The sequence below is a fragment of the Burkholderia sp. Se-20373 genome (assembly GCF_017104705.1).
Classification (GTDB): domain Bacteria; phylum Pseudomonadota; class Gammaproteobacteria; order Burkholderiales; family Burkholderiaceae; genus Burkholderia.
The window spans coordinates 1-19,111 of record NZ_JAAGPH010000143.1 but is presented as its reverse complement, the minus strand read 5'-3'; the positions used below and the strand labels follow the sequence as shown (position 1 = coordinate 19,111).

The following is a 19,111-nucleotide window of genomic DNA, read 5'->3' as shown; positions in this document are numbered from 1 at the left end:
GGACGGGCGCGGGTTGTTCGTCAAGCGTCATCATGTGAGCCTGCGCGATGTCGCAGGGCTCGAGGAAGAGCATCGCTTCATCGCGCATCTGCGCGAGCGCGGGATGCCGGTGGTCGACATTCTTGCCGATCGCGACGGCGCGACCGCATTCGCATCCGGCGACTGGACCTACGAAGTGCACGTACGGGCACCTGGCGTCGACCCGTATCGCGGCGTGATGTCGTGGCAGCCCTTTACGCATGCTTCGCACGCGTACGCGGCCGGCCGCGCGCTGGCGGAGCTGCATCACGCGTCGGCCGGCTACGATGCGCCGGCGCGGCCCGTGCGGACCCTGCTGTCGAGCTTTCGCGTGCTGTCGTCCGCCGATCTGGCCGGCGCGCTCGAACGCTGGGTCGACGCGCAGCCGCTGCTCGTGCGCGCGCTCGGTGCGCGCGACTGGCGCGGCGACGTGGCCGACGCGATCGGCCCGTATCATGCGCGCCTCGTGCCGCTGCTGCCTGCGCTGCCGCCGCTGTGGACGCATGGTGACTGGCATGCGTCGAACCTCCTGTGGACGGAGGCAGGGCCCGGCGCGCAAGTGCGGACCGTACTCGATTTCGGGCTGTCGGATCGCACCTGTGCGGTGATGGACCTCGCGCTCGCGATCGAGCGCAATACGGTCGACTGGATGGCGCCGGCCGATGCGCGGCGCGTCGAGTACGCGCAGATCGACGCGCTGCTCGACGGGTACGAATCGCTCGAACCGCTGGGCGACGACGCCTATGCGGCGCTGGTCGCGCTGCTGCCGATCGTGCATACGGAGTTCGCGCTGTCGGAAGTCGCTTATTTCGGCTGCATCATCGATGCGCCGGCGATCGTCGATATTGCATATGACGGTTACCTGATCGGTCACGCGCGCTGGTTCGGCGAACGCGACGGGCGGCAGCTGCTCGACTGGCTCGTGCAGCGGCGGCGCGCGAAGCGAGGGACAGCCTGATTCTCGAGAACGCCCTGATTGCTTCGCCAGTTCGGCGATTGATATGACGCGCGAATCGAACATCGAAATCTCGCCCGGATAGATTCGATGGGCCGTCGCGCGAAAGCGCTGGATGTGTGGGGTTCAACGCAAGCGCGGCGGCGTTCATGTCAACGGCCCGTACAGCAGTTGTCGGGGCAGCCTGGGCTCACTTGAACGGTGACCTCGCGGGTGTCCGATGGTGAATCGGTTGTGCTATTGGCTGGATAAATTTGCGTTTTGATCTGAAGCGGCGCGTTTGTCAGGCCGCTGTCTATGACCACCTTCGCCGTCGCCGAAGCACGTTTCGTTGCAAGTTGATCGGGGCTAATTTCATTTCCTGATGCACTGCCAATGATGTCGATCCAGTTTTGAATTGGATACTTGGTGTTCATTGTCGAGGCCCATCGTTCAATTCGCATCCGTTCGGATTTGGAGACTTCGTAACTGTTGGGCGAGAAGGACACGAAAAATTGCTGTGACGGTAGATTTTGTGATCCCTGGCATTCTGCTGCGGCATGGGTGGAGAAAAAGAACGACGTTGCGATGGGTGCGATGAGTGCCGAGATAAAAATTCTCATGCTGATTCCAGTTCCTTACTCTGCAAATAAATCTTCGCCGTAGATCACGAAGCCGGTGAGTGTGTGCCCATCATCGGGGGCAGGGGCCAGCGTCGTTACGTTCGTGTTCCCGGGACATTGAACAGTCGTCTTTTCAAGTAAAGATGTCCATAGAACCGGTTCGAAATTTCGGAATGCAAGTCACGTTTGTGATTTTGATTTGATCGGATCGAATTGTCGGGAGCGATGAGACGAGTCCGATGAAAATTGACGGCATCATCGGATCGGACGGGAGCGCTTGGGCGTCGCGTACAAATGGCTATCTGCACGGATCCGTACGCTGGCTCGGCGAATACCACGCCCCCAACATGACGGAAATATCATCTTCGCCTCATGTTCACACTGCGGCCGGACCGTAGCATCGGTCGCGAACCGTTACCGCAGAACCGAACATGCTCAAGCTCAACCTCGCCGTGGCCATCGTCTTCGCGATGGCCGCGACGGCTCATGCGCAGCCGTCGCTGTCGCCGGGGCCGGCCCCGTCTGCCTCCGGCAGCGCCGCGCCGATCAGCGCACCGCCTCCCGACGCTCTCCCTTCCAACTCATTGACGCTTGCCGATGCGCTATCGGTCGCGGCCCGGAACAACCCGGCGCTGCGCGGCGCGCGCGCGGACGTCGATGCGTCGGCCGGCGCGCTGATGCAGGCCGGCGCGCGTCCCAATCCCGAAGTGTCGTTCCTGCAGGAAGGGTTTCGCCGCGCCGAGCGCACGTCGACCGCGCTGATCAACCAGACGATCGAACTCGGCGGCAAGCGCAGTGCGCGGCTCGATGTCGCGTCGTACGGCAGGGAAGCGGCCAATGCATCGCTCGACGAGCAGGGCGCCGTCGTGCGCGCCGACGTGATCGCCGCGTTCTACGGGTTGCTCGCCGCGCAGCGCCAGCTTCAGGTGACCGAGGAATCGGCCGCGATCGCGGCGCGCTCCGCGGATCTCGCGAGTCGCCGGGCGCAGGCCGGCAAGGTGTCGCCGGTCGAGGCGACCAAGGCCCACGTGGCGGCAGCCGGCGTGCAGATCGAAGTGGTGACGGCGCGCGGCCGTGTCGACGTCGCGCGCGAAAAGCTGAACGCGGTGATGGGCGAAGCACGCGACGGCCGGCTCGCGGCGCAGGGCGATCTCGAAGTCGTGCCGCCGGTCGAGCAACTGTCCGCGCTGACCGCGCAGCTCGATGACGCTCCGCTGGCGCGGATCGCTCGCGCCGAGATGCTGCGCTCGAACGCGGCCGTGTCGCTCGAACGCGCGCGGCGCATTCCGGACGTGACGATCAGCGCGGGCGTGAAGCGCGTGACCACGGGCGGCGTGCCGGACAACCAGGCGGTGGTCGGCGTGTCGATCCCGATTCCGCTGTTCAACACGAACAAGGGCGCGCTGCTCGAGGCGACGCACAAGGCCGCGCGCGCGAACGCCGATCTCGATCGCGAACGCACGCGGCTGTGGTTGGACCTCACGCAGGCGTACGCGAATTTCGAAGCCGCCGCGCAGGAAGCGCAGCGGCTGAAGGCCGACATCCTGCCGGCCGCGCGTCTCGCGCTCGACGCAATGTCGCGCGGCTACGAGCTCGGGAAGTTCAGCTTCCTCGACGTGCTCGACGCGCAGCGCACGCTGTTCCAGGGCCAGTCGCAATACGTGCGTGCGCTCGCCGATGCCCATACGGCCCGCGCCGACATCGGCCGGCTGGTCGGAACGCCGCTCGTGCCGCTTGCACCGGCACCGGTTACGCAATAGCGCAACGGACGCCTCTTTTACCTGAAGGATCACCATGTCACGCAACAGAATCCTGATCATCGCGGCGGTCTTGCTCGGCAGCGCCGGGATCGTCATCGGCGCACTCGGCGTCACGCGCAACGGCGGCGGCAACGGCGCGTCCGCATCGGCGGCCGTTGCCGCTTCATCCACCGAAGCCACCGGCGAGCGCGGCGGCGTCGTGCTCAAGCGCGGCAAGCTGTCCGTCGAAATCGTGATGACGGAGAAACCCGGCGACGCGCGCCTCATCGTCTATCCGTTCGTCGACGGCAAGCCGGCCGACAAGGGCGTCACCGTGTCCGGCACGCTGGTTCGCTACGACCGCACGCACGAGCCGTTGCGTTTCGACGCGGCCGGCCAGAAGTTCGTGTCCGCGCAGTCGATCGGCAAGCCGCACGTGTTCGACGCGACGATCGACGTGAAGGCGGGCAATGAATCGGCATCGTTCCCGTTCGCGCGCGCCGACGGCGCGATCGCGTTGACCGACGCGCAGCTCGCGACCTCGAAGATCGCGCTGGCGAAGGCCGGCCCCGCGCAGATCGCGACGCCGTTCCAGTTGCCGGGCGAGATCAAGTTCAATGAGGATCGCACCGCGCACGTCGTGCCGCGCGTGGCCGGCATCGTCGAGCAGGTGTCGGTGTCGCTCGGGCAGAACGTCGCGAAGGGGCAGGTGCTGGCCGTGATCGCGAGCACCGATCTCGCCGACCGGCGCAGCGAGCTGCTGACGGCCGAGCGCCGGCTGTCGGGCGCCCGCGCGACCTACGAGCGCGAACGCACGCTGTGGAAGGAGCGCATCTCGGCCGAGCAGGACTACCAGCAGGCGCAGGTGCAGTTGCGTGAAGCCGAGATTGCCGTGCAGAACGCGCGGCAGAAGCTCGCCGCGCTGAACGCGCCGGTCGGCGCGGGCGCGCTGAACCGCTACGAACTGCGCGCGCCGTTCGCGGGCACGATCGTCGAGAAGCACGCGACGCCCGGCGAAGCGATTGCCGCGGATGCCAGCATGTTCGTGATTTCCGACCTGTCGACGGTATGGGCCGAGATGGCCGTGCCGGCGCAACGGTTGAACGACGTACGGGTCGGCCGCGATGCGACGGTTATCGCAACCGCGTTCGAATCGCGCTCGAGCGGCCCGATCGCGTACGTGGGGTCGCTGCTCGGCGAACAGACGCGTACCGCGCCGGCGCGCGTCGTGCTGCCGAACCCGGACGGCGTGTGGCGGCCCGGGATGTTCGTGAACGTGTCGGTCGACGCGGGCAAGCAGAGTGTGCCGCTCGCGGTCGCGAGCGACGCGCTGCAGGACGTCGACGGCGCACCGTCCGTCTTCGTGCGCTCGTCGAAGGGCTTCGTCGCGCAGGCCATCGAAACGGGCCGGCGCGACGAACGGGCGACCGAAGTGCTGAAGGGCCTCAAGCCGGGCCAGGAATACGCGGCGTCGAACAGCTTCGTGCTGAAGGCCGAACTCGGCAAGGGGAGCGCGGAACATGAATGAGCGCTACGTGTGTGCCGTTGCACGCCTCGCGGCCCGCTATGCGGCCCGCTTTCCGGCCCGCCGTGTAACCGGCCGGGCGGCTCGTCCATCGAGGGTGACCGTGCCCCGTTTCAAGGAATCCCGTCATGTTTGAGCGCCTGATCCGCTTTGCGATTGCGCACCGCTGGCTCGTGATGCTGGCGATCGCGGCCGTGGCCGCGCTCGGGGTGTTCAGCTACCAGAAGCTGCCGATCGACGCGGTGCCCGACATCACCAACGTACAGGTCCAGATCAACACGGCCGCGCCCGGCTATTCGCCGCTGGAGGCCGAGCAGCGCATCACCTATCCGGTCGAGACCGTGATGGCCGGCCTGCCGGGCCTCGAGCAGACGCGCTCGATCTCGCGCTACGGACTGTCGCAGGTCACGGTGATCTTCAAGGACGGCACCGACATCTATTTCGCGCGGCAGCTCGTCAACGAGCGCATCCAGGAAGCGAAGGACAAGCTGCCGGCCGGTATCACGCCCGCAATGGGGCCGACGTCGACGGGCCTTGGCGAGATCTACCTGTGGACCGTCGAAGCCGGCGCCAACGCGCGCAAGCCCGACGGCACGCGCTATACGGCGGCCGACCTGCGCGAATTGCAGGACTGGGTCATCCGGCCGCAGCTTCGCAACGTGCGCGGCGTGACCGAGGTCAACTCGATCGGCGGCTACGTGAAGGAATACCGTGTCGCGCCGAACCCGGCAAAGCTGATGTCGTACGGGCTGACGCTCGCCGACGTCGTGCGCGCGCTGGAGCGCAACAACGACAACGTCGGCGCCGGCTACATCGAGAAGCGCGGCGAGCAGTATCTGGTGCGCGTGCCGGGCCAGGCGCGCACGGTCGACGACATCGCCAGCATCGTGCTGACCAACGTCGGCGGCGTGCCGGTGCGGATGAAGGACGTCGGGCAGGTCGACATCGGCCGCGAGCTGCGCACCGGTGCGGCGACGTCGAACGGCGAGGAGGTCGTGCTCGGCACGGTCTTCATGCTGATGGGCGAGAACAGCCGCACGGTCGCGAAGGCCGTCGCCGCGAAGATGGAGGACGTGAACCGCACGCTGCCGTCGGGCGTGAAGGCGATCCCCGTGTACGACCGCACGGTGCTCGTCGAGAAGGCCGTCGCGACGGTGAAGAAGAACCTGCTCGAAGGCGCGATCCTCGTGATCGCCGTGCTGTTCCTGTTCCTCGGCAACATGCGCGCGGCGCTGATCACCGCGCTCGTGATCCCGCTGTCGATGCTGATGACCTTCACCGGCATGGTGAACGCGAAGGTGAGCGCGAACCTGATGAGCCTCGGCGCGCTCGACTTCGGGATCATCGTCGACGGCGCGGTGGTGATCGTCGAGAACTGCGTGAGACGGCTCGCGCATGCGCAGGCCGTCGCCGGCCGGCCGCTGACGCGCGACGAGCGCTTCGCGGAAGTGTTCGGCGCATCGCAGGAAGCGCGTCGCGCGCTGATCTTCGGGCAACTGATCATCATGGTCGTGTACCTGCCGATCTTTGCGCTCACAGGTGTCGAAGGCAAGATGTTCCACCCGATGGCCATTACCGTCGTGATGGCGCTCGCGGCCGCGATGGTGCTGACCGTCACGTTCATTCCGGCGGCCGTCGCGCTGTTCATCGGCGAGCGTGTCGAGGAGAAGGAGAACCGGCTGATGGGCTGGGCGCGGCGCGCGTACGAACCGGCGCTCGCCGCATTCATGACGCGCCCGGCGCGCGTGATGATCGGCGCGGGCGTGATCGTGCTCGCCACGCTCGGGCTGGCCACGCGGCTCGGCAGCGAGTTCATCCCGAGCCTCAACGAAGGCGACCTGGCCGTGGCCGCTTTGCGGATTCCCGGCACGAGCCTGTCGCAGTCGGTCGAGATGCAGAAGGCGATCGAGAAGACGCTGAAGGCGCGCTTCCCCGAGATCGAGCGCGTATTCGCGCGCACCGGCACGGCCGAGATCGCGGCCGACCCGATGCCGCCGAACCTGTCGGACGGCTACATCATGCTGAAGCCGGCCGACCAGTGGCCCGACCCGAAGAAGCCGCGCGACCAGCTCGTGCGCGAGATCGAGGAAGCGCTCGCCGAGCTGCCGGGCAACGCGTACGAGTTCTCGCAGCCGATCCAGCTGCGTTTCAACGAACTGATCTCGGGCGTGCGCAGCGACGTCGCCGTGAAGATCTTCGGCGACGACATGGCCGTGCTGAACCAGACCGGCGAGCAGATCGCGGCCGCGCTGCAGAAGGTGCCGGGCGCGTCGGAGGTGAAGGTCGAGCAGACCACCGGCCTGCCGGTGCTGACCGTCAACCTCGATCGCGACAAGCTCGCGCGCTACGGCGTGAGCGTGGCCGACCTGCAGGACTCGGTGGCCGCGGCCGTCGGCGGGCAGAAGGCCGGCACGCTGTTCCAGGGCGACCGCCGCTTCGACATCGTCGTGCGGCTGCCCGACGAGCTGCGCTCGGACATCGAGGCGATCAAGCGGCTGCCGATCGCGCTGCCCGCACCGGCGGCCGGCGCCAGCGCACCGCTCGCGGCGGCGCCGTACGTGCCGCTCGCGGAACTGGCGACGATCGACGTCGCGCCGGGCCCGAACCAGATCAGCCGCGAGGACGGCAAGCGGCGCGTGGTCGTCAGCGCGAACGTGCGCGGGCGCGACGTCGGGTCGTTCGTCGCCGACGCGCGCGAGCAACTGCAGCAGGACGTGCGCGTGCCGGCCGGCTACTGGGTGTCGTGGGGCGGTCAGTTCGAGCAGCTGCAGAGCGCGAGCGAGCGCCTGAAGCTGGTCGTGCCGCTCGCGCTGTTCATGGTGTTCGTGCTGCTGTTCGTGATGTTCAACAACGTGAAGGACGGGCTGCTCGTGTTCACCGGCATTCCGTTCGCGCTGAGCGGCGGCGTCGTATCGCTGTGGCTGCGCGGGATTCCGCTGTCGATCACGGCGGCGGTCGGCTTCATCGCGCTGTCCGGCGTCGCCGTGCTCAACGGGCTCGTGATGATCTCGTTCATCCGCAACCTGCGCGACGAAGGGATGCCGCTCGAGGCCGCCGTGCGCGAAGGCGCGCTCACGCGGCTGCGGCCGGTGCTGATGACCGCGCTCGTCGCGTCGCTGGGCTTCCTGCCGATGGCGTTCGCGACCGGCACCGGCGCCGAGGTGCAGCGCCCGCTCGCGACGGTCGTGATCGGCGGTATCCTGTCGTCCACGGCGCTGACGCTGCTGGTGCTGCCGGTGCTGTACCGTGTCAGCCATGCGGTGTCGTGGCGCGCGGCGTTGCGCGGCGGCTTCGGCTCGGGCGTGCTGCGCCGGCTGGGTTTCTTCAAGGGTAATACGTGATGCGAATTCTGATAGTCGAGGATGAACCGAAGACGGGCGCGTACCTGCGCAAGGGGCTGACCGAGGCCGGCTACGTCGTCGACTGGGTCGAGGACGGCATCACGGGCCAGCATCAGGCCGAGACCGAGGAGTACGACCTGCTCGTGCTCGACGTGATGCTGCCCGGGCAGGACGGCTGGACGCTGCTGCAGAACCTGCGGCGCAGCAAGTCGACGCCCGTGCTGTTCCTGACCGCGCGCGACGATGTCGGCGATCGCGTGAAGGGCCTCGAGCTCGGCGCCGACGACTATCTCGCGAAACCGTTCGACTTCGTCGAGCTGACCGCGCGCATCAAGTCGATCCTGCGGCGCGGCCAGCCGCGCGATTCGAACACGCTGCGCGTGGCCGACCTCGAACTCGATCTCACGCGCCGCAAGGCCACCCGGCAGGGCGACACGATCCTGCTGACCGCGAAGGAGTTCGCGCTGCTGTGGCTGCTGATGCGCCGCGAGGGCGAGATCCTGCCGCGCGCGACGATCGCGTCGCAGGTGTGGGACATGAATTTCAACAGTGACACGAACGTCGTCGATTCGGCGATCCGGCGCCTGCGCTCGAAGATCGACGATGCATACGACCCGAAGCTGATCCATACGGTGCGCGGCATGGGCTACGTGCTCGAGGCGCGCGGCGGCAGCGCGGCATGATCGCGCGCCTGCTGCCGCGCACGCTGCGCGGACGCCTGACCGCACTGATCATCCTGTCGACGTCGGTGATCCTCGCGTCGAGCGGCGTCGCGCTGTACGAGGCGCTGAGCAATCGCGTCGAAACCGCGGCGGCCGAGCAGATGGCCGGCATCTCCGCCGCGCTGGGCGCGCATCTGGCCGAAGCGCGCTCGACGGCCGACGTCGCGCGTAACACCGATATCTGGATCGACCAGCTGCATGGTCATCCGAACATGGATCTCGCGATCTTCGACGCCACGGGCGCGCGCCTGGTCGGCACGCCCGGCTTCCGCCTCGTTGCGCCGCTGATGTCGCTGAACGCAGGGCGCGTGCCGGTCGGCGTCGCGCCGCCCGGCGCAAGGCAGCAGTACCTGGTGACGAATGTGCCGCTTGCCGGTGCGGGCGCGCCCGTGGTGCGCGTCGTGGTGCAGTACGACCGCAGCGCCGACGTGCTGCTGCTGCGCACGCACGCTTATACGATCGTCGTGATCGAGGTGTTCGGCGTGGTGCTCGCGGCCGCGATCGCTTACGGCATCGCGGCGCTCGGGCTGAGCCCGCTGCGGCGGTTCGCGGCGCGTGCCGAACAGATGTCGACGAGCCGGCTCGCCCATCCGCTGCCGGCGCTCGATACGGCCGGCGAGCTGAAGGAGCTGGAGCACGCGTTCAACGGCATGCTCGAACGGTTGAACGAATCGTTCACGCGGCTGAGCCAGTTCTCGTCGAATCTCGCACACGACATGCGCACGCCGCTCACGAACCTGCAGGCGGCCGCGCAGGTCGTGCTGTCGCAGCCGCGCAGCGCGGACGAATACCGGAACGTGATCGAGTCGAGCATCGACGAATACCAGCGGTTGTCGCGGATGATCGAGGACATGCTGTTCCTGGCGCGTTCGGAACAGGCCGGCACGTCGATCAGCGTGCGGCGCCTGGATGCGTCGGAAGAGGCGGGGCGCGTCGCGGGCTACTACGAGCCGCTGGCGGAGGATGCCGGCGTGACGGTGAAGGTCGACGGCCATGCGTGGGTCGATGCGGACCTGACGCTGTATCAGCGTGCGCTGAGCAACCTGCTGTCGAATGCGCTGGCCTACGCGCCGCGCGGCAGCGTCGTGACGATCGACTGCGTGGAGCAAGGCGGTGCGACGACGATTGCCGTGTCGGATACCGGACCGGGCATCGAGGCCCAGCATGTCGGGCGGATCTTCGAGCGCTTCTATCGCGTCGATCCGTCGCGGCACAATTCGGCGTCGGGGACGGGGCTCGGCCTCGCGATCGTCCGGTCGATCATGGACAACCATGGCGGCGAGTGCGGTGTCGACAGCGACCCGGGCCGGCGCACGACGTTCTGGCTGCGCTTTCCCCGCCGGCCGGCCGAGCTGAAACGGCCGGCGGCCATCAATACCTGACACCGCGGGCGAGCTCGCCCGCGCGTTCGCCATGAGGCGGCCGCGCGCGCCGTGCTGCCTGCGGTCGGTTGACCGAGCGTCATTTCTGCGCGGTCAGGTTGTCGTGGTTGTCGGTCTGCGGCTTCTTCTCGCCGCCATGCACCGAAACCCCGTGCAGCTCCTTGTTGCGCGCGACGAGCTCGCCGGTCGGCGGGTACTGCGTCTTGCTCACCGGCACGACGCCGTCGTGCTGTGCCTGCTTCAGTTCATTGACGACCTGCGTGCGGGTCTTGCCCTGCGTTTGCGTCTGCGCGAAGGCGGCCTGCGTGGCCATGCCGAGCGACAGCGTGGCGGTGACGAACAGTGCAGCGAGTTTTGCGGTTTTCATCGAGTGCTCTCCTTGATCAGGGCCGCCGGGTGGCGAACCATGGACCCAGTATGCGAAAGCAGCCGTGCGTGATCGTGATCGCCAGATGAAAAATGCGTCAGATTGCGTGAGGTGGCGAGGCGCGGTTCGGACGCGAGCGGCATGACGCATTCGTCATGTTCGCGTCATGGGCGCGATGAGCGGGAAGCGGAACATGAAGTCTGCCGATGGTCGACGTGGCCGGCGGCATTCATGCCGTTCGCGATAGCCGTATGGTACGCGGGCGGCCTTGTTCTGACTTTCACACCGGACTTGAAAAGTGCCTCGTCCCGCCATTCGCCTCGCCTTGATCGCAGTCCTGATCGTCCCGTTGTTCGCGGGCTGCGCATCGACACGCTCCGGCACTACGCCCGCTGCACAGACCACGCCCGCCGCCGCGACAAAAAGGCCGGTGCCGGCCGATCTCATGCCGGGCGAGCAGATCGACTACGCCGGGCATCGCTGCGGCAATCCGAACTTGTACGTGAAGACGCATAACTGCCTGTTTCCGCAACGCGATTCAACGCCCTGATCATCGGGGCGCGATTAAAAAAAAGCCCGGCACTCGACGTGTCCGGGCCTAACGCGTGCCGTGCCGTGCGGCAGCGACTCGCTTGCGTGGTCTGGAACGGGCGCTGCCCGTCACGTTTCCGATCGTAGCGATGCGACGCTTCGCGAACCTGATCGGAACGTGAAATTTTCGTCATGCGGCGCGCGTATGGCGGCCGCGATCAGGTATGGCCGCCGTGATCAGAACCGGTGGCGCAACCCGAGATTGACGATGCCCTGCTTGCGCGTTCCGCCATAACCGTACGAGCCGATCGACGCCTGCGCCGTTTGCGTGCCGCCGTCGAGCGTGCGCTGTTCCCCGTTCGCGCGTTGCCATGCGCCGACCGCGTAGAGATCGGTGCGCTTCGACAGCACGTAGTCGGCGCCGGCGGACACCTGATGGTAGGTCGCGCTCGTATCGCCGCGGGCACGCGTGTAGCTGTAGCCGACGCCGACGAGCAGGCTGGGTGTCGCCTGGTAGTTGAAGAAGCCGCGCGCGGTGTCGTACTTCTGCGTGCTGCGAAACGCGGACATCGCATCGGCCTTGTACAGCGCGTTGCTGTAGTCGATGCCGACCGCGAACGGCGCGAAGTTGTAGCGCAACGCGCCGCGCGCGATGCCGATCGATTTCGCGGAGATATAGCCGCCGTTGACCAGCGACCCGTCGAACGTGCCGTCGGATGTGCCATTCCAGCCGGTGCGGATGCCGCTGGCGAGTGACGAGCGATTGGCCGCGTAGTAATAGCCGCCCGCCGCGTCGACCGGGCCGCTGCTGTACGACAGGCCGGCCGACCAGGTTTGCCCGGCGCCGCTCTTGCCGGCCACGCCGCCGAGCGCGTACATGCCGACGAACTGGAATCCGTTGATCACGGGCGACGTGTATTTCAGCGCGTTGTCGGTGCGCGACGACGTGTCGTAGTTGTCGACGTCGCCGGGCGTCGCGTAGACGCTGCCGAAGTAGAAGTCGCCGGTGACCGGCCAGATGAGATCCGCGAGCGGATCGTACTGGCGGCCGAGCGTCAGCGTACCCCAGCGCGCGCTTTCGAGGCCGACGAATGCCTGCCGGCCGAACATCCGGTTGCCTTGCCCGAGCGCGCCGGTGTTTGGATTGAAGCCGCTTTCCAGCGTGAAGATCGCCTTCAGCCCGCCGCCCAGGTCTTCCGCGCCTTTCACGCCGAAGCGGTTGCCAAGCAGATTGCCGTTGCCGAGGCCGACGAGATTCTTGCCGTCCGCGTCGGCGTTCCATACGTACGTCAGCGACGTATCGAACAGGCCGTATAACGTGACTTCCGATGCGTGTGCCGCGTGAGTGGTCGCGAGCAGCGCACCCGACATCATGGCGAGCCGAACTGGAGTTTTCATGGTGTTCCCCTGGGATTCAAGATGATCGTTTCGTGCATCGGTCGATTCCGCGCCGCGCGTGGCGCCGGCGGGCGCGGAATGTTGCGATGGCGTTGCCGATTCTGGAAAGCGTTCGGATCGTGAAGGTGAGGGACAAATGAGAAAAATGTCATCGGCGCGTCATGCGTGCGGAAGCGCGTCACACATTTTCATTCGCAGTGCGATACAGGGATGTCGCGGTGGTGACGAAACCGTCATGCTGCGATCACGATTCCGCACCGCCGCCGGCTCAAAGTGAACGCTCCCGTCACGGATTTCCAGCAAGGAGCGAACAACATGAACATTCCGCGACCGATGATCGTCATCGCCGCTGCCGCACTGTCGATGGCGGCCTTTTCACAGGCCGTGGCCGCGCAGCAGAAGACTCGGCAGGAGGTCAGTCAGGAACTGGTGAAGGCGCGCCACGACGGCGTGATCCCGAGCCCGAATCACGACTACCCGGCAAGCCCGGCCGCCGTCGCGCGCAACCAGGAGATCCATCGCGCGACGGTGCATCGCGGGGAGAGGGCGCCGCTGGTCGATGCGCACGACAACCGTTTTGCGGTTCGCTGACCGTTCATTCGCGGCCGGCCGGCGCGTTGCCCGTCAGCCGCACCCTACACGAAGAGGAGAGTGCCATGCGCCATTTCGCGAAAGGAATCGTGCTCGCGACGTGCCTGATGTCGACGGCCGCGATGGCGGCCGGCTGGCCGGAGCGGGCGTTGTCGCATGCGTCGGCGCATGACGTCGGCCGGCGCGCGAACGAGCGGATGCGCTGCGAGTTCGCGGCCGTACCGGCCGGCGAGTGGAGCGCGACGTTCACGCGCGGGCAATGCGAGGTCGACAACGGCCGGCTGACGTTCGTGCCGGCGGATGCAGGCGGCGAATCGACTGTCGCCGAGCAGCGGATCGTGCTCGGTGACGTCCGCACCGCGTCGCATCAGTCACGCAAGCTGAAGGAGCAACTGCAACTGACGACACGCGACGAAGTGATCGCGCTGAACGTGCTGACCGACGACGGCAGCCGCAAGTCGCGCGAACATGCGATCGACCTGTGGGCCGCGCTGCGCAACGAAGGCGTGACGCCCGTCAACGGCACGCGCATCGTCGAACCGTATCCGACGGGCGCGACCACGTGGTAGCCGGTGCGCGGTCGTGCGCGGCTTATCCGGCCTTCACGGATCCTTCAATCAGGAAGAACACGATGAAGCCGATGAAGAACGCGGCGGTCGCGAACGGCGTTTCAGGTACCTCGTGCGCTTCGACCAGCAGTTCTTCGGTGACGAGGTACAGCAGCGCGACGGTACCCAGCCCGAGCAGTGCCGCGTAGATATTGGATGGAAGTCCAGCGAATGCCGCGTTGCCGGCCACGGCCGCGATGCTCAGCAGCGCCGCGAGCCCGACCGGAACGACGATCGACAGCAGGCGGCCGATGCCGGCGGCCGCGAGCGCCGCGCTGACCGACAGCGCGAGGAACAGCACCTCGAGCGTCAATGCGACGGTCAGGATGATGCCGCTTTCGTCGCTGGCGGAGAACGCGATGCCGAGCACGAGGCCGTCGATGACGAGGTCGATCGCTGTGACGATGATCAGGCTCACGGGCAGCCGCGCTTCCTCGAAGCGCGTCTCGATCGCGCCCGACAGCGCACGGATCGCGAGCATCAGCGCGATGCCGAGCACGAAGCCGACGACGACCGGAAACAGCGCATGTGCGCGGTCCTGCGGCAGCAGTTCGAGCGCGGCGGCCGCGAACACGATGCCGCCGGTGAAATGCTGGATGACGCTCGATGTTTTCGGGCCGGGTGCGCGCCAGGCAGCCGCGAGGGCGCCGAAACAGGCCGCGAGCAAGGGCGGTAACGTGAGCAGCGCAAGCTTCGCGGTCGGTGTCATGAGGCCTCTCGGACGGTTGGCGTACCGCAGCGGGCTCGACATCGGGCCATCCGGCTGCAGGGTACGGGTGGTTCGTACACGCCGGGCATTGCCCCGGCACCAACCGGGGATTGAACACCTTGAAGCCGCTTCAAGGTCAACCCATTCGAGGCAGGGCGCACCGGCAAGCCGGCGCGCCCGTTTCCGTCAAAGCTGCGCGAGCGCCTGGTCGAGGTCGGCGAGCAGGTCGTCGATATGCTCGATGCCGATCGACAACCGCACCGTTTCTTCCTTCACGCCGGCCTTCGCGAGTTCGGCCGGCGACAGTTGCCGGTGCGTCGTCGATGCCGGGTGCGTGGCGAGCGATTTCGTGTCGCCGATGTTGACGAGCCGCGTGAACAGCTTCAGCGCGTCCTGGAACTTCGCGCCGCCGTCGCGGCCGCCCTTCACGCCGAACGTCAGGATGCCCGGCGCGCGGCCCGACAGGTAGCGCGCGACGAGCGGATGGTCCGGGTGATCGGGCAGGCCCGCATAGTTCACCCATTCGACGTTTTCGTGGCGCGCGAGATGCTGCGCGATCTTCAGTGCGTTGTCGCTGATGCGCTCGACGCGCAGCGCCAGTGTTTCGATGCCCTGCAGGATCTGGAACGCATTGAACGGCGAAATGGCCGCGCCCATGTTGCGCAGCGGCACCACGCGCGCGCGGCCGATATAGGCGGCCGGCCCGAACGCTTCCGTGTAGACGACGCCGTGATAGCTGACGTCGGGCTCGTTCAGCCGCTTGAAGCGGTCCGCATGCTCGGCCCACGGGAACGTGCCCGAATCGACGATCGCGCCGCCGAGGCTCGTGCCGTGGCCGCCGAGATACTTCGTCAGCGAATGCACGACGATGTCCGCGCCGTGCTCGAACGGGCGCAGCAGGTACGGCGACGGCACCGTGTTGTCGACGATCAGCGGGATGCCGTGGCGATGCGCGACTTCCGCGAGCGCGGCGATGTCGGTGACGTTGCCGAGCGGGTTGCCGACCGATTCCGCGAAGATCGCCCTCGTGCGCGCGTCGATCAGCGGCTCGAACGACGCGGGGTCGCGCGGATCGGCGAAGCGCGTCGTGATCCCGTATTGCGGCAGCGTATGCGCGAACAGGTTGTAGGTGCCGCCGTACAGCGAACTCGCGGACACGATGTTGTCGCCGGCTTCGGCGATCGTCTGGATCGCGTACGTGACGGCCGATTGCCCCGAGGCGAGCGCCAGCGCGCCGATGCCGCCCTCGAGCGCGGCGAGGCGCTGCTCGAGCACGTCGGTCGTCGGGTTCATGATCCGTGTGTAGATGTTGCCCTGCACCTTCAGGTCGAACAGGTCGGCGCCATGCTGCGTGTCGTCGAATGCGTACGCAACGGTCTGGTAGATCGGCACGGCGACCGCGCGCGTGGTCGGGTCGGGACGATAACCACCGTGTACGGCGATGGTTTCGAGGCGCCAGTTCGATGCGGCCTGATCGGTCATGGGTGCTCCGTCTGTTGTTGTGGTGGTCGAGCGATTATAGGAGCACGTGCGCCACGGCCCTTAGAACGAATGGTGTGTTGCTTATGGCAGTGCGGCGCATAAAATGCCTGTTCCGCAAACGAGGGGTACACGATGAATCAGGATCATTGGAACCAGGTGGATGCGTATTTCTCCGCGACGCTCGTGCCATCCGACGACGCGCTCGACGCCGCGCTCGCGGCGAGCGACGCAGCGGGGCTGCCCGCGATCAACGTCGCGCCGAACCAGGGCAAGCTGCTGCAACTGCTCGCGACGATCCGCGGCGCACGGCGGATCCTCGAGGTCGGCACGCTCGGCGGTTACAGCACGATCTGGCTCGCGCGCGCGTTGCCGCCGGGCGGTACGCTCGTGACGCTCGAACTGAACCCGGAGCATGCGAAGGTCGCGACGCGGAACATCGCGCGTGCCGGGTTCGCGGAAGTCGTGACGGTGGTGGTCGGCAGCGCGAAGGACAGCCTCGCGCGGCTCATCGACGCGGGTGAAGCGCCGTTCGATTTCATCTTCATCGATGCCGACAAGGACAACAACCCCGTCTATCTCGACGCGGCGCTGAAGCTGTCGCGGCCCGGCACGGTGATCGTCGTCGACAACGTCGTGCGCGGCGGGCGCGTGGCCGATCCGGACAATCGCGAGCCCGACGTGGTCGGCGTGCGCGACGGGTTCGCGCGTCTCGTGGCCGCGCCGAATCTCACGACGACGGCCGTGCAGACGGTCGGGCAGAAGGGCTGGGACGGGTTTTCGATCTCGATCGTCGGCGCGTGAGGTGATGCGTCAGCGCGGGCTGGCCGCCGCATCGGCCCGTCGATACAGGCGTGGCCACTGATCGTCGAACAGGCCGTTGCACGTGCCGTGCGTGGCGATATCGCCGAGCATGAAGCGTCGGCCGTCGAAGATCCACGATGCAGTCGATCCGCAGTCGCCGGCACTGCGCAGCCTCACCTTGCTCGACAGCGTCGCGCTGGCGGGATCGTAGCCGGCCTCGGTCAGTTCGTTCGGGAACGACGCCGAATCGAGTCCCGCGTTCGCGTTCTCGCCGAAATTCATCGCCGTCGGCGAGTAGGGCGCCGTCCGTCGCACGCGATACCACAGGTCGGTGTGGTTATACATGCTGCTGGTCTGGCACGGTATCGCGACCAGCGCTTCGTCGGCGGAAATCGCCACGGCGCGCGACGCCTTTCGGCGCTCGTGCGCCGGCATTTCGTCTTCGACGTCGACCGCACATTGCTTCACGTCGCCGCCGAACTTCGCGAGCACCGCGTCGATGAGCGGGCGTTGCTCGGCGGCCGAGAGGTCCGCGACGGCCGGTGCCGGCGTAACGGCGGGCGGGAGTGCCGGCGCGGCCGGCACCGACGACGCGGGCCGGGTGCCCGGGCGCAGCAGGGCCGTGACGGTGCCGACGCGACCCTGCGTGTCGTCGATCAGCAGCAGCGCGGCATTCAATCCCGTCAACGGCGTGCGGGCGGTTTGGGCCGACGCCGGATCGCCGAAGCTCAGCAGCTGTGCATTGCGCGACGCGGTGAGCCATGCGGCAACCGTTGCGGGATCGGTGGTCCGGATCCGGAACGGGTGCGCGTCGTCGTCGTCCGGTTTGCCGCCGAACGCATGCCATTGGGCCGCCATGGCATCGAACGGGCGGCCATCCGTGCGTGCGCTGCGCAGGTCCAGCGGCGCCGACGCGTAGAGGTCGAGCGACGCTTGTGCGTCCGGGCCCGCATCGCGCGTCACGCGCAGGATGAGGCGGGTGCGTGCGTCGTCGATATCGTCGGCGTGGCTCTCGGCGATGCAGCGGTTGCCGTTGTCGCAGACGACCGACCAGTTCTTGAAATCGCGCTCGACCGGCGGCCGCGCGAGCGGGCGGGCCTGGGCAACGATCGGGGAAACGGCGAGGAGGGCGGCGATGGCGAGCGAAAGGCGGTGCGACATGACGGTTCGTATCGACTGTGGAAGGGCGTGCGGAAGACGTCGGACTGCAAGCGCATCGTCAGCAAACGGGCAGGTCGAAGGCTGCGGCGCATGCGGCGGCGCGCTTTGGCGAACGGCATCGAGTATACCGCCGCAACGGGCTGCGATCGTGACGACGACGCGTAGTGTGCGGGCACGTACGTTGCTGGCCTGCATTGATCGGACAAGTGCGGATGCGAAAACGGCGCGACACCCAGAGGCATCGCGCCGTTCGCCTTTCACCGACCGTCGACCACGTCGCGCAAGAACGCATCGAGCGCACCGCGCTATCCCTTCACGCACACCACCTGGCGCAGCGTATGCACCACTTCGACGAGGCTGCGCTGGGCCGCCATCACCGCGTCGATGTCCTTGTAGGCCATCGGGATTTCGTCGACGACACCCGAGTCCTTCCGGCATTCGACGCCCTGGGTTGCCTTCACCTGGTCGTCGACGGTGAAGCGGCGCTTCGCTTCGGTACGGCTCATCGTCCGGCCCGCGCCGTGGCTGCACGAACAGAAGCTGTCCGGATTGCCGAGCCCGCGCACGATGAAGCTCTTCGCGCCCATCGAGCCCGGAATGATCCCGAGCTGCCCCTTCTGCGCGGACACCGCACCCTTGCGCGTCACGAGCACGTCTTCGCCGAAGTGGCGTTCGCGCTGCACGTAGTTGTGGTGGCAGTTCACCGCGTGTTCGTCGACCGAGAACGGCTTCGCGATCACGCCGCGTGCCGCCCCGATCACCGCATCCATCATGGCTTGCCGGTTGCGGCGCGCGTAGTCCTGCGCCCAGCCGACCGCTTCGACGTAGTCGTCGAAGTGCCGGCTGCCCTCGGTGAAATACGCGAGGTTGCGATCCGGCAGGTTCGCGATGTGCTGCCGCATGTCGGCCTGCGCGAGCTCGATGAACAGGCTGCCGATCGCATTGCCGACGCCGCGCGAGCCGCTATGCAGCATGAACCACACGTGATCCGCTTCGTCGACGCACACTTCGATGAAGTGGTTGCCGGTGCCGAGCGTGCCGAGATGCGCGTAGTGGTTCGTCTTTTCCAGCTTCGGATACTTGTCGACGATCCGCTGGAAGCCCGGCTGCAGCGACTTCCACGATTCGGTCACGGCGGCCGGCGCGCGGTCGCCCCACGCGCCCGGATCGCGGCGGCCC

Annotated in this window: 17 protein-coding genes; 10 read left to right on the top strand and 7 right to left on the bottom strand. The window is 67.1% G+C overall.

The window, feature by feature from the left end:
- On the top strand, positions 1–976 hold a 976-nt coding region (locus G3N96_RS31535; protein ID WP_206139620.1), incomplete at its 5' end, for a phosphotransferase.
- A gap of 149 nt (positions 977–1,125) precedes the next feature.
- Here G3N96_RS31535 and G3N96_RS31530 read toward each other — a convergent pair.
- Positions 1,126–1,575: an OmpA family protein gene (locus tag G3N96_RS31530; RefSeq protein WP_206139619.1), complete on the bottom strand. Its 450-nt coding sequence runs from the start codon at positions 1,573–1,575 to the stop codon at positions 1,126–1,128.
- Positions 1,576–2,006: 431 nt separating this feature from the next.
- On the opposite strand from G3N96_RS31530, the gene G3N96_RS31525 reads away from it, so the two are divergent.
- From G3N96_RS31525 to G3N96_RS31505, 5 genes are all read left to right on the top strand, one after another.
- Positions 2,007–3,335 carry a TolC family protein gene (locus G3N96_RS31525; protein ID WP_206139618.1) on the top strand — a complete coding sequence of 443 codons (1,329 nt, stop codon included), beginning with the start codon at positions 2,007–2,009 and terminating at the stop codon, positions 3,333–3,335.
- 34 nt (positions 3,336–3,369) lie between these two features.
- Positions 3,370–4,842 carry an efflux RND transporter periplasmic adaptor subunit gene (locus G3N96_RS31520; protein ID WP_206139617.1) on the top strand — a complete coding sequence of 491 codons (1,473 nt, stop codon included), beginning with the start codon at positions 3,370–3,372 and terminating at the stop codon, positions 4,840–4,842.
- A 125-nt stretch (positions 4,843–4,967) separates the two neighbouring features.
- Entirely contained in the window at positions 4,968–8,180 is a 3,213-nt protein-coding gene (locus G3N96_RS31515; protein ID WP_206139616.1) for a CusA/CzcA family heavy metal efflux RND transporter, read from the top strand.
- Entirely contained in the window at positions 8,180–8,863 is a 684-nt protein-coding gene (gene irlR, locus G3N96_RS31510; protein ID WP_039349341.1) for a heavy metal response regulator transcription factor IrlR, read from the top strand. The genes G3N96_RS31515 and irlR overlap by 1 nt, the downstream gene beginning before the upstream one ends.
- Positions 8,860–10,284, top strand: a complete 1,425-nt coding sequence (locus G3N96_RS31505) for a heavy metal sensor histidine kinase (RefSeq protein WP_206139615.1) — start codon at positions 8,860–8,862, stop codon at positions 10,282–10,284. The genes irlR and G3N96_RS31505 overlap by 4 nt, the downstream gene beginning before the upstream one ends.
- Before the next feature lie 79 nt (positions 10,285–10,363).
- On the opposite strand, the gene G3N96_RS31500 is transcribed toward G3N96_RS31505, so the two are convergent.
- A complete protein-coding gene (locus G3N96_RS31500; RefSeq protein ID WP_089443124.1) occupies positions 10,364–10,651 on the bottom strand; it encodes a DUF4148 domain-containing protein in 288 nt (95 codons plus the stop codon).
- Between the two features lie 325 nt (positions 10,652–10,976).
- Between G3N96_RS31500 and G3N96_RS31495 the strand changes: the two genes are divergently transcribed.
- The gene (locus G3N96_RS31495; RefSeq protein ID WP_206139614.1) at positions 10,977–11,201 is read left to right on the top strand and encodes a hypothetical protein; all 225 of its coding nucleotides are present in this window, start codon (positions 10,977–10,979) and stop codon (positions 11,199–11,201) included.
- A gap of 218 nt (positions 11,202–11,419) precedes the next feature.
- On the opposite strand, the gene G3N96_RS31490 is transcribed toward G3N96_RS31495, so the two are convergent.
- On the bottom strand, positions 11,420–12,580 hold the full coding sequence (locus G3N96_RS31490; RefSeq protein WP_206139613.1) for a porin: 1,161 nt from the start codon (positions 12,578–12,580) through the stop codon (positions 11,420–11,422).
- Positions 12,581–12,895: 315 nt separating this feature from the next.
- Here G3N96_RS31490 and G3N96_RS31485 point away from each other — a divergent pair, with 315 nt between their 5' ends.
- Positions 12,896–13,171 (top strand): DUF4148 domain-containing protein, encoded by a 276-nt coding sequence (locus G3N96_RS31485; RefSeq protein WP_206139612.1) that lies wholly within the window; start codon positions 12,896–12,898, stop codon positions 13,169–13,171.
- A 65-nt stretch (positions 13,172–13,236) separates the two neighbouring features.
- A complete protein-coding gene (locus tag G3N96_RS31480) occupies positions 13,237–13,740 on the top strand; it encodes a hypothetical protein (protein WP_206139611.1) in 504 nt (167 codons plus the stop codon).
- Between the two features lie 22 nt (positions 13,741–13,762).
- Here G3N96_RS31480 and G3N96_RS31475 read toward each other — a convergent pair whose 3' ends face one another.
- Both G3N96_RS31475 and G3N96_RS31470 read right to left on the bottom strand, forming a co-directional pair.
- Positions 13,763–14,488: a hypothetical protein gene (locus G3N96_RS31475; RefSeq protein ID WP_089428165.1), complete on the bottom strand. Its 726-nt coding sequence runs from the start codon at positions 14,486–14,488 to the stop codon at positions 13,763–13,765.
- Between the two features lie 186 nt (positions 14,489–14,674).
- Positions 14,675–15,970, bottom strand: a complete 1,296-nt coding sequence (locus G3N96_RS31470) for an aminotransferase class I/II-fold pyridoxal phosphate-dependent enzyme (protein WP_206139610.1) — start codon at positions 15,968–15,970, stop codon at positions 14,675–14,677.
- Positions 15,971–16,102: 132 nt separating this feature from the next.
- On the opposite strand from G3N96_RS31470, the gene G3N96_RS31465 reads away from it, so the two are divergent.
- Entirely contained in the window at positions 16,103–16,771 is a 669-nt protein-coding gene (locus G3N96_RS31465) for an O-methyltransferase (protein WP_089447220.1), read from the top strand.
- A 9-nt stretch (positions 16,772–16,780) separates the two neighbouring features.
- On the opposite strand, the gene G3N96_RS31460 is transcribed toward G3N96_RS31465, so the two are convergent.
- Together G3N96_RS31460 and G3N96_RS31455 are read right to left on the bottom strand one after the other, a co-directional pair.
- Entirely contained in the window at positions 16,781–17,932 is a 1,152-nt protein-coding gene (locus G3N96_RS31460; RefSeq protein WP_206139609.1) for a DUF1176 domain-containing protein, read from the bottom strand.
- 305 nt (positions 17,933–18,237) lie between these two features.
- On the bottom strand, positions 18,238–19,111 hold an 874-nt coding region (locus G3N96_RS31455; protein WP_206139608.1), incomplete at its 5' end, for an RtcB family protein.